The sequence below is a fragment of the Paraburkholderia sp. CNPSo 3076 genome (assembly GCF_026343935.1).
Taxonomy (GTDB): domain Bacteria; phylum Pseudomonadota; class Gammaproteobacteria; order Burkholderiales; family Burkholderiaceae; genus Paraburkholderia; species Paraburkholderia nodosa.
Map to the genome: position 1 here is coordinate 175,843 of NZ_JAPMAL010000002.1, position 13,260 is coordinate 189,102.

The 13,260-nt window shown below is 65.2% G+C and carries 14 protein-coding genes; 3 read left to right on the forward strand and 11 right to left on the reverse strand.

Annotated elements, in window-relative coordinates:
• Positions 1–4: 4 nt before the first annotated feature.
• The 7 genes from M3A49_RS03120 to M3A49_RS03150 all read right to left on the reverse strand — a co-directional run bounded on the left by M3A49_RS03120 (position 5) and on the right by M3A49_RS03150 (position 6,196).
• Positions 5–637, reverse strand: a complete 633-nt coding sequence (locus tag M3A49_RS03120; RefSeq protein WP_266227439.1) for a class I SAM-dependent methyltransferase — start codon at positions 635–637, stop codon at positions 5–7.
• 8 nt (positions 638–645) lie between these two features.
• Positions 646–1,848 carry a tryptophan--tRNA ligase gene (locus tag M3A49_RS03125; protein WP_028204145.1) on the reverse strand — a complete coding sequence of 401 codons (1,203 nt, stop codon included), beginning with the start codon at positions 1,846–1,848 and terminating at the stop codon, positions 646–648.
• Positions 1,849–1,852: 4 nt separating this feature from the next.
• A complete protein-coding gene (locus M3A49_RS03130) occupies positions 1,853–2,518 on the reverse strand; it encodes a site-2 protease family protein (RefSeq protein WP_233881344.1) in 666 nt (221 codons plus the stop codon).
• Positions 2,519–2,579: 61 nt separating this feature from the next.
• A complete protein-coding gene (locus tag M3A49_RS03135) occupies positions 2,580–3,218 on the reverse strand; it encodes an L-threonylcarbamoyladenylate synthase (RefSeq protein ID WP_266227440.1) in 639 nt (212 codons plus the stop codon).
• A gap of 164 nt (positions 3,219–3,382) precedes the next feature.
• The gene (locus M3A49_RS03140; protein WP_266227441.1) at positions 3,383–4,213 is read right to left on the reverse strand and encodes a 3',5'-nucleoside bisphosphate phosphatase; all 831 of its coding nucleotides are present in this window, start codon (positions 4,211–4,213) and stop codon (positions 3,383–3,385) included.
• A gap of 102 nt (positions 4,214–4,315) precedes the next feature.
• Entirely contained in the window at positions 4,316–5,215 is a 900-nt protein-coding gene (locus tag M3A49_RS03145; protein ID WP_266227442.1) for an alpha/beta fold hydrolase, read from the reverse strand.
• 75 nt (positions 5,216–5,290) lie between these two features.
• Entirely contained in the window at positions 5,291–6,196 is a 906-nt protein-coding gene (locus M3A49_RS03150) for a ferritin-like domain-containing protein (RefSeq protein ID WP_266227443.1), read from the reverse strand.
• A gap of 189 nt (positions 6,197–6,385) precedes the next feature.
• Here M3A49_RS03150 and M3A49_RS03155 point away from each other — a divergent pair, with 189 nt between their 5' ends.
• The 3 genes from M3A49_RS03155 (at position 6,386) to M3A49_RS03165 (ending at position 8,510) form a co-directional block, all read left to right on the forward strand.
• Positions 6,386–6,910, forward strand: a complete 525-nt coding sequence (locus M3A49_RS03155) for a gamma carbonic anhydrase family protein (RefSeq protein ID WP_254352837.1) — start codon at positions 6,386–6,388, stop codon at positions 6,908–6,910.
• Positions 6,911–6,976: 66 nt separating this feature from the next.
• Positions 6,977–7,939, forward strand: coding sequence for an Hsp33 family molecular chaperone HslO (gene hslO / locus M3A49_RS03160; RefSeq protein WP_028204152.1), 963 nt, complete (start codon positions 6,977–6,979; stop codon positions 7,937–7,939).
• 169 nt (positions 7,940–8,108) lie between these two features.
• Positions 8,109–8,510, forward strand: a complete 402-nt coding sequence (locus M3A49_RS03165; RefSeq protein WP_254352838.1) for a hypothetical protein — start codon at positions 8,109–8,111, stop codon at positions 8,508–8,510.
• Between the two features lie 79 nt (positions 8,511–8,589).
• On the opposite strand, the gene ftsB is transcribed toward M3A49_RS03165, so the two are convergent.
• From ftsB to M3A49_RS03185, 4 genes are all read right to left on the reverse strand, one after another.
• A complete protein-coding gene (ftsB, locus tag M3A49_RS03170; protein ID WP_110383976.1) occupies positions 8,590–9,012 on the reverse strand; it encodes a cell division protein FtsB in 423 nt (140 codons plus the stop codon).
• 101 nt (positions 9,013–9,113) lie between these two features.
• Entirely contained in the window at positions 9,114–10,397 is a 1,284-nt protein-coding gene (eno, locus tag M3A49_RS03175; RefSeq protein ID WP_028216897.1) for a phosphopyruvate hydratase, read from the reverse strand.
• Positions 10,398–10,675: 278 nt separating this feature from the next.
• Positions 10,676–11,530, reverse strand: a complete 855-nt coding sequence (gene kdsA / locus M3A49_RS03180; protein WP_266227444.1) for a 3-deoxy-8-phosphooctulonate synthase — start codon at positions 11,528–11,530, stop codon at positions 10,676–10,678.
• Positions 11,527–13,188 carry a CTP synthase gene (locus M3A49_RS03185; RefSeq protein WP_254352840.1) on the reverse strand — a complete coding sequence of 554 codons (1,662 nt, stop codon included), beginning with the start codon at positions 13,186–13,188 and terminating at the stop codon, positions 11,527–11,529. Before M3A49_RS03185 ends, kdsA begins: the two co-directional genes overlap by 4 nt.
• Positions 13,189–13,260 lie beyond the last annotated feature (72 nt).

The following is a 13,260-nucleotide window of genomic DNA, read 5'->3' on the forward strand; positions in this document are numbered from 1 at the left end:
CGGATTAGCCGGTCAGATCGTAACGCGTTACGGGAAGGACCTGGTTCTCCGGTACATTACCGGCTCTTTCCAGGGACTCTGAGGTCGTTTTTTCCCGTACCGCGCAGATGCGCTGAATATACGCCTCACGCGGCTGCGAAAGAAATCCATCCTGATAGGCGATTACCCGCAGCGCCGGCGTACAGATCGCCAGCAACTCGCCGGGCGCGAGCAGGAAAGCAGGGTTCGATGGCTTTCCCACCGTCTCGTTGCCCTGAGCGAAGGTTTCGTAGATCAGGACGCCGCCCGGCGCCAGCGCCTCGATGAGACGCGGCATGAGCGGGCGGTGCAGGTAGTTCGTGACGACCACGGCGGCAAAGCGGGCGTCCGGCGCGAGCGGCCAGGGCGCGCCTTCGAGGTCGCACTCTAGAGTCGCGACACCTGCTACGCCATGCAACGTGGCGAGGGCGGCGGCGTCGCGATCGAGCGCCGTCACCGGGTGCCCCTGGCCAGCCAGCCAGCGCGTGTGCCGGCCCGCGCCGGAGGCCACGTCGAGCACCGTGCCGCCGGGCGCGATGAGGTGCGCCCAGCGTCGCACCCAGCGCGACGGCTCGGCAAGCCCGTGGGCCAGCGAACCGGCGGCAGGCGTCGACGTCATCGGCTCGATCAGCTGTACGAGAGGCCCATGGCCTCGCGCACGTCGCGCATCGTCTCGTTGGCGAACTTGCGCGCCTTGTCGCAGCCGTCCGCGACGATCGCACGCAGCAGTGACGGGTCGTCCATGTACTTCTGCGCGCGCTCGAGCATGGGCTGCTGCTCGCGCAGAATGCCCTCGATCACCGGCTGCTTGCACTCCAGACAACCGATGCCGGCCGAGCGGCAGCCCTTCTGCACCCAGTCGTGCGTCTGCTCGTCCGTGTAGACCTGGTGCAGTTGCCACACCGGGCACTTGTCGGGATCGCCCGGATCGGTGCGGCGCACGCGCGCGGGGTCGGTCGGCATGGTGCGGACCTTCTTTGTGATCGACTCGGCGTCTTCGCGCAGGCCGATGGTGTTGCCGTACGACTTCGACATCTTCTGGCCGTCGAGGCCCGGCATGCGCGAGGCTTCCGTCAGCAGCACCTGCGGCTCCGGCAGGATGATCTTGCGCGAGCCTTCGAGGTAGCCAAAGAGACGCTCGCGATCGCTCATCGAGAGGCTTTGCGACTCAGAAAGCATCGCGCGGGCCTGTTCGAGCGCCTCGTCATTGCCTTCCTGCTGATAAGCGTTGCGCAGCTCGTGGTAGAGCTTCGAGCGCTTTCCACCCAGCTTCTTCGCCGCCTCGTTGGCCTTCTCTTCGAAGCCCGGCTCGCGGCCGTACATGTAGTTGAAGCGCCGGGCCATTTCGCGCGCCATCTCGACGTGCGGCACCTGATCCTCGCCCACCGGCACGAGCGACGCGCGGTACAGCAGGATGTCGGCGGCCATCAGTACCGGGTAGCCGAGGAAGCCGTAGGTACCGAGGTCCTTGTCGCGCAGCTTTTCGATCTGTTCCTTGTAGGTCGGCACGCGCTCGAGCCACGACAGCGGCGTGCTCATGCCGAGCAGCAGCGCGAGTTCGGCGTGCTCGGGCACGCGGCTCTGGATGAAGAGCGTGGCCTGGTTCGGGTCGATGCCCGAAGCGAGCCAGTCGATCAGCACGTCCCAGACGTTCTTCTCGATGACATCCGGCGTTTCGTAGTGCGTGGTGAGCGCATGCCAGTCGACCACGCAGAAGAAGCACGGATACTCGGACTGCAGGCGCACCCAGTTTTTCAGCACGCCGTGATAGTGGCCGAGGTGCAGCGACCCGGTGGGCCGCATGCCGGAGAAGATACGGTCTGGGAACATGATGTTATGAAAAGAGCGACACAAGAGGGGTAAGGATGGCCGTGACCGCGTCGTAACCTAGACTCACGAGCGGGCGCAGCCAGAATCGCGTGAAGATGCCACTCACGAGCAACCCCATCACGATGATGAAACCGTAGGGCTCGATACGGGCGAGCGCAATGCTCGCGCGCGTGGGCAGGAGCGCCCCGAGCACGCGGCCGCCGTCGAGCGGCGGCAGCGGAAAGAGGTTCAGCACGCCGAGCACGAGATTCACGCCCACGCCGGCGGCGGCCATGCGCGTGAAGAACGGCTCGTCAACGCCGAGCACCGCGAGTCCCACGCCGAACACGCCCCATACGATGGCCTGCACGAAGTTGCACAGCGGCCCGGCCGCCGCGACCCACAGGGTGCCCCAGCGCGGATTGCGCAGATTACTGAAGGCAATCGGCACCGGCTTCGCGTAACCGAACACGAACGCGCCGTTCGTCAGGAAATAGAGCACGAGCGGCATGGCGATCGTGCCGATCGGGTCGATGTGGCGCATCGGGTTGAACGAGACGCGGCCGAGTACATACGCGGTGTTGTCGCCGAGCATGCGCGCGACGTAGCCGTGCGCGGCTTCGTGCAGCGTGATCGCGAAGATCACCGGCAAGGCGTAGACGACGATTGTCTGAATCAGATTGGCTTCCATGGCGGGCTATTGTATCAATGCGTCAATGCGCTCTGGCCACGTTCGCGCCGCGCATGTCTCATCACGCCTCTTCTTCCTCGATGCCGAACGGCGCCAACGTGCCCCGCCCCGGCCGCACGAGCACCGGTTCTTCCCCTGTGAGATCGATCACGGTGGACGGCTCGCACGGGCAAGCCCCGCCGTCGATCACGAGATCGACCTGCTTCTCGAGGCGCTCGCGAATCTCCTCGGGGTCGTTGAGCGGCTCGGTGTCGGGCGGGAGGATTAGCGTGGAGGCAAGCAGCGGCTCGCCCAGTTCTTCGAGAATCGCAAGCGGTATCGGATGCCCGGGCACGCGCAGGCCGATCGTCTTGCGCGATGGATGCGAGAGGCGCCGCGGCACTTCCTTCGTCGCCACCAGCACGAACACATACGGCCCCGGCGTCACCGCCTTGATGAGCCGGTATTGGCGGTTGTCCACCATGGCGAAGTTCGCGAGTTCGGACAGGTCCCGCACCATCAGCGAGAGCAGCGCCTTTTCGTCGAGCCCGCGGATGCGGCGCAGGCGCTCGGCGGCGTGCTTGTCGTCGATGCGGGCGGCGAGCGCGTAGCTCGAATCGGTCGGCAATGCGATCACACCGCCGTCGCGGATGATCTCCACCGCCTGCTTGACGAGACGCGGCTGCGGGTTTTCTGGGTGAAGCCGAAAGAACTGGGACATGGCAGTAATCAGCTGACGAATGGCGGTGAAAACAGCGGGACGATGCGCGGGAACGGCAGGCGACTGCACGTAGTTACCACAAAGCGATGACAAAGCTGGATTGACCGGCGCGAAACGCCTTGCAGCAAACAGGCGGGATCAGTGGGCCACGCGCCGAGCGCGGCCTACAGCCATCGCTCCCAGACAGGCTTGAGATCGGAAGGCAAAGGCGGCAGCGTGCCGGGCTCGATCGCGTCGGGCCCGGGCGCATGGAAGTCCGAACCGCGCGACGCCTCGAAGCCAAAGCGCCGCGCAACGGCCGCGTACTCGGCGTACTGGTCGCGCGTATGGCTGCCGGTGACGACTTCGATGGCTTTGCCGCCCAGATCGATGAATTCGCCGAAGAGCGTGTCGAATTCGAGCTGGGTATAAGCATAGCGGCCCGGATGCGCGATGATCGCCTCGCCGCCCGCCGCCTTGATCCACGCTACGGCGTCGGCGAGCCTGGCCCAGCGGTGCGCGACGTAACCGGGCTTGCCTTCGCCGAGCCAGCGCGAAAACGCGTCCTGGGTGTTCTGCGCACGGCCGCTTTCCACGAGAAAGCGCGCGAAGTGGGTGCGCGAGACCAGGTCGGGATTCGAGACGTACTGGAATGCGCATTCGTACGCGTCGGGAATGCCGAGTTCGCCGAGCCGCTCGCCGATGGCTTCGGCGCGCGCCGCGCGGCCGTCACGCGTACGCGCGAGCCCGTCGACGAGCGCGGCGCACTCGGGATCCACATGCAAACCGACGATGTGCACCGTGCGCGACGCCCAGGTGACCGAAATCTCGACGCCGCTCAAATAGCGCATGCCGAGCGCCTCGGCCGCCTCGCGCGCTTCGCGCTGGCCGCCGAGCACGTCATGATCGGTGAGCGCCCACAAGCCCACGCCACCCGCTTTCGCCAGCTGCGCGACGGCAGCCGGGGCCAGTTGGCCGTCGGAGACAGTGGAGTGACAGTGGAGATCGGCGTTCATTGGATGCGGGAAAAGGATGAACTTCCATTTTACTGCAACGCAGTGAAGTCGTCGGGCGGCGCCTGAAGCGTAGCCGACGCCCGAATGCGCGCTCGATGTGCCTTACGCTTTCGCGCAGAACGCCTCGATCAGGCGCGCGACCTCTTCCGGCTGGTCGTGGTGCACCATGTGCCCCGCCCCGTCGACGATACGTTCGCGCCAATCGGCAAACGCCTCGAAACGCTGCTTGAATTCGTCGATGGGCACCGCCCCCGCGATCCGCGCGAGCGTCTCGGAGCCGGCCGCTTCGACGTGCAGCACCTTTGCACTCACCTGCGACCAGATCGCCATCACCTCGTCGAGCTGGTACAGCAGCGGACCGCGCATTTTGTGCGCCGGATCGCCGAGCAGCACATAGCCGCCCTCGCCGTCCGGCTTCGACCAGTGTTCTGCGAGGAAGCGCGCGCGCGGTGCAATCAGACGCGGATTGGTCTTCACGAGCCGCGCGGCCACCTCGTCGAGCGACGCGTACGTGCGCAGTTGCGGCGGCGTGCGCACTTCGTCGAGCCACTCGCGCATGCGGCCCGGCGCCTGTCTGGGTGACGGCGCCGGCAGCCCGAAACCCTCCAGGTCGACCACGCGGCGCACGCGCTCGGGCCGCACGCCCGCATAGAGGCACACGATGTTCGCGCCGAGACTATGCCCGACGAGATCCACCTGTCCCTCGGGCGCGTAATGGGCGAGCAGCGCATCGAGATCGGCGAGGTAGTCGGGGAACCAGTAGTTGCTGCCCTGTCCCCGCGCAACGGGCCAGTCGGAGAGGCCGAAGCCGCGCAGGTCGGGCGCGATGACCTGCCAGTCACCGCCGCGTGGATCCAGCGCATCGACGACAAACTGGAACGACGCCGCCACGTCCATCCAGCCGTGCAGCATAAAGAGCACGGGCGCGCCCTCTGCGCCCCAGCGGCGCACATGCAGCCGGATGCCATTGACGTCGACGGATTCGGATCGGGATTGATTCATTTGCGCTGCCGCAAAAAAGAATGATCGTTCGATTATATAGGCGCTGGGCGCTTGCAGTACGTCATTCGTGGTAGGTCATTCGTTCGATTGCCGCTCCGTTGGCGGCTTCGCGGCGTCCTGGGCCGCCAGCGCATCCAGTTCGGCTTCGTCGAAACCCGCCGAGCGGCGCGCCTCGAAGTTGAATGGGCCGCGCATGCGCGGCGCGTGGTATTGCTCGGCGAGCGCGAGCCACGCCGCGTGCGGGTCGAGATCGCGTGCCTCGCACAGGTGGCGGAACCAATGATTGCCGATGCGCACGTGTCCCACTTCGTCGCGCAGAATGATGTCGAGGATCGCGGCCGATTCATCGTCGCCAGCCTGCTTCAGGCGTGCGCGTATGGGCGGCGAGGCGTCGAGCCCGCGCGCCTCCAGCACGCGCGGCACGAGCGCCATGCGCGCGAGCACGTCGGCGCTGGTGCGCTCGCACATTTCCCATAGGCCGTTGTGCGCGGGGAAGTCGCCGTATGCGTGACCATAGTCGGCGAGCCGCGCGCGCAGCAGCGAGAAGTGATACGCCTCTTCTGCCGCGACCTTGAGCCAGTCGGCGTAGAAGCCGTCGGGCATGGCGGGGAAGCGCCAGACCGCGTCGAGCGCGAGATTGATCGCGTTGAATTCGATGTGGGCCAGCGCGTGCAGCAGCACCACACGGCCCTGAGGCGTACTCATGCTGCGGCGCTGCAGTTCGCGCGGCTCGACGAGCGGTGGCTCGGCGGGGCGGCCAGGCAAGCCGGCCGGCGTCGCGATGACGCGTTGCGGTTCCCAGCGAGGCGTGGCGGCCTGAGCCTGAGTTTGCGCGTGCAGTGTGCGCACCGCATCGGCCTTGGCGACCGGGTCGCATTCGCGCAGCGCTGCGAGCGCCACGACGCGCCAACAGGCGGGCTGGGCATCTGTTGGTGTTGGGACATCAGCGCTCGTGCTGGCGGCGGAGAAAACGGAATTCATCGGCAGAGGAAACAGGGACCGAAAAGCGGGACTGAAAAGCTGACGCGCGCGGGCGCCCGAAAAGCCCCCAGGCGGATCGCGCACGCAACCGTTTACAATACGCGATTCACCTGCCTTGCGTCGTCCGCAGCCGTTGCGCGTCGCCCGCAGACCGGCAGCAGCCCCGAAAGACATAGGAGACTCAACACCGTGGCCATCTACAAGCTTGGCGAAGCCGCACCGACCATTCACGAAAGCGTGTTCGTCGCGGACAACGCGGTCGTCATCGGCAAGGTTGAACTGGCCGAAGACGCGAGCGTCTGGTTTGGCGCGACGCTGCGCGGCGACAACGAGCCGATCACCGTCGGCACGCGCAGCAACGTTCAGGAAGGCGCGGTGCTCCACACGGACCCCGGCTACCCGCTCACGCTCGAAGCGAACGTGACCGTGGGCCACCAGGCCATGCTGCACGGCTGCACCGTGAAGGAAGGCGCACTGATCGGCATTCAGGCCGTGGTCTTGAATGGCGCGGTAATCGGCCGCAACTGTCTGGTTGGCGCGGGTGCGGTGGTCACGGAAGGCAAGGTGTTCCCCGACAACTCGCTGATTCTCGGCGCGCCGGCCAAGGTCGTGCGTGAGCTGACCGAGGCCGACATCGCCGGTCTCAAGCGCAACGCGGATGTCTACGCGCAGCGCCGCGAATATTTCAAGGCGCAGCTCGTGCGCATCGGTTGAGAGCGCCACGCTCTCGCCGTGTGCGGCGCGGGCCGCGCCGCCCCGATTGAAACGAAGGAAAAGATTGTGAACGACCAGTTGCAAAAATTCATGTTCAGCGCAGCGCCAGTGCGCGGCGAGATCGTCTCGCTGGGCAACACGTGGCAGGAAGTGCTCAAGCGCCGCCAGTATCCGGCACCCGTGCGCACCGTGCTCGGCGAGATGATGGCGGCGTGCGCGTTGCTCTCGGCGAATCTCAAGTTCGACGGCACGCTGATCATGCAGATCTTCGGCGACGGCCCCGTGAAGATGCTGGTCGTGCAGTGCGGCTCGGATCTGACGATGCGCGCGACCGCCCGCCTCGGCGAAGACTTCACGGGCGAAAACGCCCTGCCGCTCGGCGAGGAACTCACGTTCGCCGACCTCGTGAATCCGGACGGCCAGGGCCGCTGCGTGATCACGCTCGACCCCGCGAAAAAGCAACCGGGCCAGCAGCCCTACCAGGGCATCGTGCCGCTGAACGGCGAAGACGGCCCGCTCAAGTCGATCGCTGCCGTGCTCGAGCATTACATGCATCACTCGGAACAGCTCGACTCGCGCCTTTGGCTCGCCGCCAACGACGACCGCGCGGTCGGCATGCTGCTCCAGAAGCTGCCGGGCGACGGCGGGATCGTGCCGCACCAGGGCGAGCACGACCTCGATACCTGGGAGCGTGTCTGCACGCTCGGCGGCACGCTCACGCGCGACGAAATGCTCAAGGAAGACGGCGAGACCTTGTTCCGCCGCCTCTTCTGGCAAGAGAACGTGCGTCACTTCGAGCCGCTGGCGCCGCGCTTCCAGTGTTCGTGCTCGCGCGAGAAGGTGGGCGCGATGCTCAAGATGCTGGGCCGCGAGGAAGTCGACGGCGTGATCGAGGAACGCGGTCATGTCGAGATTCATTGCGACTACTGCAATCAGCGCTATGAGTTCGACCCCGTGGACGTCGCGCAACTTTTTGCCGTGACGGGGCTCTCAGAAAGCGTGAGCCCCGCTGCGGAGCGTCGCCACTGAGGCAAACTGAGGCGGACCAGGGCACATTGAGGCGATAACGCCGATGCGGCGCAACGCGGGTTGCGTCGCCGCCCTGGGCAGCGGCACGTCGACAGGCCCGGGGACCGGATCGGTATGCGGATCTGCCTTGATCGCAAATTGCTTAGGCGTCCGACAGATGGAGAGGAGCATGATCAAGAACAAGCGCTTCGTACGTCCATTGCGTGACCGCAGGCCGCGCGTAAGCGCGTTGCTCGTACTTACGACGCTCGGCGCGGCCGTTGCGTCGACGAGCGGCTGCATGATGGACCCGCCGGGCCCGTCGCCGATCTACAGCCGACTGCCCCCGGCGCAGTCGGGCCTGCCGGTTACCGCACCCGTGCTCACGCCCGACGAAAAAGCGCGCTACGACGCGATCGACCGTCAGGTGCTCGCCGAACAGGACAACGCCATGGCCGCGGAAGCCGCGGCGCAAGCCTGGTCGCGCGCGTACGCGCCGCCGGTCACCGTCTACGGCAGCTATTACAGCGGCGGTTGGGGGCACGGCTGGGGTACGGGGATTGGCTACGGCTATCCAGGCTGGGGCTGGTAATCGCGCGGCGTCGCGACGCGAACGCGCACAACGAAAAAAGGCGCGGCTCGATGCCGCGTGCTCAGCGCAAGCAGCGCACTCAACCCGCCTTCTTCGCTTCCTTCCCGTGGCCGTGCTTCTTCTCCGGCACACGCGAAACGGGGTTCGGCACCACCCTCACCGGCGCCGCCGACATCTCGCCGCGCGTCGAGGTGTTCGACGAACCGCTCGGAGTAACCGGCGGCGTCTGGTTCGGCGAAACGAACTGCACGAACACTTCGCTGTCCTTCACCATGCCCATTTCATAGCGGGCACGCTCCTCGACCGCCGCCGTGCCGTTCTGCAGATCCTGCACTTCGCCCGCAATGCGTTCGTTGCGCAGTTTCTCGTCGTCGTTCTGCTTTTGCTGCTGCGCGAGTTGCTGCTGCAGTTCGTGGACACGCAGCCAACCACCATGGCCCCACCAGAGCGGGTACTGGATCAGCACAAGCAGGATGATCAGAACGACAGTGACAAGCCGCATGAAAGGTGCCGGATAAATACACGCCGCCCTGCGCTATACGCAGGGCGGCGGAGAGAGATGACGAAGGGTGACAGCAAGGCTGCTGCCGGCGCTGGGTCCGCTTAGCGGAGGTTATAGAACGCCGACTTGCCCGGGTAGCTGGCGATATCACCGAGATCTTCCTCGATGCGCAGCAGCTGGTTGTACTTCGAGATGCGGTCGCTGCGCGAAAGCGAACCGGTCTTGATCTGACCCGCGTTCAGGCCCACGGCGATGTCGGCGATCGTCGAGTCTTCAGTTTCGCCCGAGCGGTGCGAGATCACGGCCGTATAACCGGCGCGCTTGGCCATCTCGATTGCCGCGAAGGTTTCCGTCAGCGTGCCGATCTGGTTGATCTTGATGAGGATCGAGTTGGCGATGCCCTTCTCGATGCCTTCCTTCAGGATGCGCGTGTTGGTCACGAACAGGTCGTCGCCCACGAGCTGGACCTTCTTGCCGAGCTTGTCGGTCAGCAGCTTCCAGCCGGCCCAATCGGACTCGTGCATGCCGTCTTCGATCGAGACGATCGGGAACTTGTCGGCGAGCGTTGCGAGGTAGTCGGCGAATTCGGCCGACGACAGTTGCAGGCCTTCGCCCGCGAGCTGGTACTTGCCGTCGTGGTAGAACTCGCTCGCTGCGCAGTCGAGCGCGAGCAGGACGTCTTCACCGGCGCGGTAGCCGGCCTTCTCGATGGCTTGCAGGATGGTCGAGAGGCACTCGTCGTTGCTGCCGAAATTCGGCGCGAAGCCGCCTTCGTCACCCACAGCCGTGCTCATGCCGCGATCCGAGAGGATCTTCTTGAGCGCGTGGAACACTTCCGCGCCGCAACGCAGCGCTTCACGGAAGGTCGGCTGGCTCACCGGCACGATCATGAATTCCTGAATATCGAGGCTGTTGTTCGCGTGCGCGCCGCCGTTGACGATGTTCATCATCGGGACCGGCAGCTGCATCGCGCCCGAGCCGCCGAAGTAGCGGTACAGCGGCAGGCCGGCTTCTTCAGCGGCAGCCTTCGCGACGGCCATCGAAACGGCCAGCATGGCGTTTGCGCCGAGGCGCGACTTGTTGTCGGTGCCGTCGAGCTCGAGCAGGGTCTTGTCGAGGAAGGCTTGTTCCGACGCGTCGAGGCCCATGATCGCCTCGGAGATTTCGGTGTTGATGTGCTCGACGGCCTTCAGCACGCCCTTGCCGTTGTAGCGGCCGGCTTCGCCGTCGCGCAGTTCGATCGCTTCGCGCGAGCCCGTGGATGCGCCCGACGGCACTGCCGCGCGGCCCATCGTGCCCGATTCGAGCAGCACGTCGCATTCGACGGTGGGATTGCCGCGCGAATCCAGAATCTCGCGACCGATGATATCTACGATTGCACTCATGGTTTCCTCAGGAAATGACAGTAATTCTTGCGCGAGCTGCGCCGCCTGCTGCATCGGCCCGCGAGGCACAGTTTCTATGCTCGTTCGGGGCACACCGTCACATGGGACAGGCTGCGCGCTCGCCAGGTTCAACTTGCCGCAGCGCGACGCTCACGTTCCTGTGACCGATGCGCTGCCACGCTGCCTTGTACATCGAGCGCGGTGCGTTGCGCCGCGCCGCTCCTCCATCGCGCCGCTCATGCAATCGAAGCGGCGCGCCGTACTGCGTAATTCCCGGCTCAGCTGAAGTCGTTCTCGAGGAACGGCGTGCGCTTGACCGCCTGGTCGAGCGTCACGAGGGTTTCGAGCAGGTCGGCCATGCGGTTCAGCGGTACGGCGTTCGGGCCGTCGGACTTCGCCTGCGCGGGGTTCGGGTGCGTCTCCATGAAGAGACCTGCCACGCCCGTGGCGACGGCCGCGCGGGCCAGCACCGGCACGAATTCGCGCTGACCGCCCGAGCTCGTGCCCTGCCCGCCCGGCAACTGCACCGAGTGGGTCACATCCATCACGACCGGCGCACCCGTCTCGCGCATGATAGCGAGCGAGCGCATGTCCGAGACGAGGTTGTTGTAACCGAACGAAACACCGCGCTCACAGGCGAAGAAGCGGTCTTCGGAAAGACCCGCCTCACGCGCGGCCTCGCGGGCCTTGTCGATCACGTTCTTCATGTCGTGCGGCGCGAGGAACTGACCTTTCTTGATGTTGACAGGCTTGCCCGAGCGCGCACACGCGTGGATGAAGTCGGTCTGGCGGCACAGGAACGCGGGCGTTTGCAGCACGTCCACGACCGATGCCACGGGCCCGATCTCTTCTTCCGAGTGCACGTCGGTCAGCACCGGCACGCCGAGCTGACGCTTCACTTCGGAAAGGATGCGCAGGCCCTCGTCCATCCCGAGGCCGCGAAACGACTTGCCGCTCGAACGATTGGCCTTGTCGTAGGACGACTTGTAGATGAACGGGATGCCAAGCTTCGACGTGATTTCCTTCAGGCGGCCCGCCGTGTCGATCGTCATCTGCTCAGATTCGACGACACAGGTGCCTGCGATCATGAAGAACGGCTTGTCGAGGCCAACCTCGAAACCGCACAGGTTCATGCTTTCTCCTCAGCGTGCGCCTGCTGGTGCGCGACCGCCGCTTCGACGTATGCCTTGAACAGCGGATGGCCGTCACGCGGCGTGGACGTGAATTCCGGGTGGAACTGGACGCCGACGAACCACGGGTGCATATCGCGCGGCAGCTCCATCATTTCCGGCAGGTCTTCGCTCGGGGTACGGGCGCTGATGATGAGGCCGCCCGCCTCGAGCTTGGGCACGTAGCCGTTATTGACTTCATAACGGTGGCGGTGACGCTCGTTCACGTCCTTGCCATAGATCTCTGCTGCCAGCGTGCCGGGCTTGATCGGGCAGCGCTGCGAACCCAGCCGCATCGTGCCGCCGAGGTCCGAGTCTTCGGTGCGCTTCTCGACCTTGCCTTCTCGGTCGGCCCATTCGGTGATGAGCGCGACGACACGGTCGGGCGTGTCCGGATCGAATTCCGTGCTGTTCGCGTGCTTCAGGCCCACCACGTCGCGCGCGAATTCGATGACGGCGAGCTGCATGCCGAGGCAGATGCCGAGGTACGGCACCTTCGCTTCGCGAGCGTACTGGATGGCCTTGATCTTGCCTTCGGTGCCGCGACGGCCGAAACCGCCCGGCACGAGGATCGCGTCGAGATGCTTGAGGCTCTCGACACCCTCTTCGTCGATCTGCTCGGAGTCGATGTACTCGATGTTCACCTTCGCCGAGGTCTTGATCGACGCGTGACGCAGCGCTTCGATAAGCGACTTGTACGACTCGGTCAGGTCGACGTACTTGCCGACCATGCCGATCGTGACTTCGTGCTTCGGATGCTCGAGCTTCTCGACCATTTCCGCCCAGATCGACAGATCGGCCGGCTTCGCGGAGAGCTTCAGTTCGTCGCAGACGATCGAGTCGAGGCCCTGGTCGTGCAGCATCTGCGGGATCTTGTAGATGCTGTCGGCGTCCCACACCGAGATCACGGCGTCTTCGGGCACGTTCGAGAACATCGAGATCTTCGAGCGCTCGTCGTCGGGAATGCGGCGATCGGCGCGGCACAGCAGCACGTTCGGATAGATACCGATTTCGCGCAGCTTCTGCACGCTGTGCTGCGTGGGCTTGGTCTTGAGTTCACCCGCCGTGGCGATGAACGGCACCAGCGTGAGGTGCACGAAGCACGCGCTGTTGCGGCCAAGACGCAGGCTCATCTGACGCGCGGCCTCGAGGAACGGCAGCGATTCGATGTCGCCCACCGTGCCGCCCACTTCGACGATCGCGACATCCGGCTCGCCGCACGTCGCCGATGCGGCGCCGCGTTCGATGAATGCCTGGATCTCGTTCGTGATGTGCGGAATGACCTGCACGGTCTTGCCCAGATAGTCGCCGCGGCGTTCCTTGCGGATCACCGATTCGTAGATCTGGCCCGTGGTGAAGTTGTTGGCCTTGCGCATCTTCGTGGAGATGAAGCGCTCATAGTGGCCAAGGTCGAGGTCGGTTTCCGCTCCGTCTTCCGTCACGAACACTTCGCCGTGCTGAAACGGACTCATCGTGCCGGGGTCGACGTTGATGTAGGGATCGAGCTTGAGGAGGGTGACTTTCAGACCGCGCGATTCGAGGATCGCGGCGAGGGAGGCGGCGGCAATACCCTTGCCAAGGGAGGAAACTACGCCGCCGGTGACGAAAACATATTTGGTCATCGCTGGATGCTCGCGGGAAAAACGGATTATACCTGAAAGCAAGGGCTAACCCTGAATTTTGAGCGGGCAGAA

Excerpts from the sequence above, each read along its gene's own strand:
- M3A49_RS03120 (WP_266227439.1), bottom strand. The coding sequence starts at position 637 with ATGACGTCGACGCCTGCCGCCGGTTCGCTGGCCCACGGGCTTGCCGAG.
- M3A49_RS03125 (WP_028204145.1), bottom strand. The coding sequence starts at position 1,848 with ATGTTCCCAGACCGTATCTTCTCCGGCATGCGGCCCACCGGGTCGCTG.
- M3A49_RS03130 (WP_233881344.1), bottom strand. The coding sequence starts at position 2,518 with ATGGAAGCCAATCTGATTCAGACAATCGTCGTCTACGCCTTGCCGGTG.
- M3A49_RS03135 (WP_266227440.1), bottom strand. The coding sequence starts at position 3,218 with ATGTCCCAGTTCTTTCGGCTTCACCCAGAAAACCCGCAGCCGCGTCTC.
- M3A49_RS03140 (WP_266227441.1), bottom strand. The coding sequence starts at position 4,213 with ATGAACGCCGATCTCCACTGTCACTCCACTGTCTCCGACGGCCAACTG.
- M3A49_RS03145 (WP_266227442.1), bottom strand. The coding sequence starts at position 5,215 with ATGAATCAATCCCGATCCGAATCCGTCGACGTCAATGGCATCCGGCTG.
- M3A49_RS03150 (WP_266227443.1), bottom strand. The coding sequence starts at position 6,196 with ATGAATTCCGTTTTCTCCGCCGCCAGCACGAGCGCTGATGTCCCAACA.
- M3A49_RS03165 (WP_254352838.1), top strand. The coding sequence starts at position 8,109 with ATGATCAAGAACAAGCGCTTCGTACGTCCATTGCGTGACCGCAGGCCG.
- ftsB (WP_110383976.1), bottom strand. The coding sequence starts at position 9,012 with ATGCGGCTTGTCACTGTCGTTCTGATCATCCTGCTTGTGCTGATCCAG.
- eno (WP_028216897.1), bottom strand. The coding sequence starts at position 10,397 with ATGAGTGCAATCGTAGATATCATCGGTCGCGAGATTCTGGATTCGCGC.
- kdsA (WP_266227444.1), bottom strand. The coding sequence starts at position 11,530 with ATGAACCTGTGCGGTTTCGAGGTTGGCCTCGACAAGCCGTTCTTCATG.
- M3A49_RS03185 (WP_254352840.1), bottom strand. The coding sequence starts at position 13,188 with ATGACCAAATATGTTTTCGTCACCGGCGGCGTAGTTTCCTCCCTTGGC.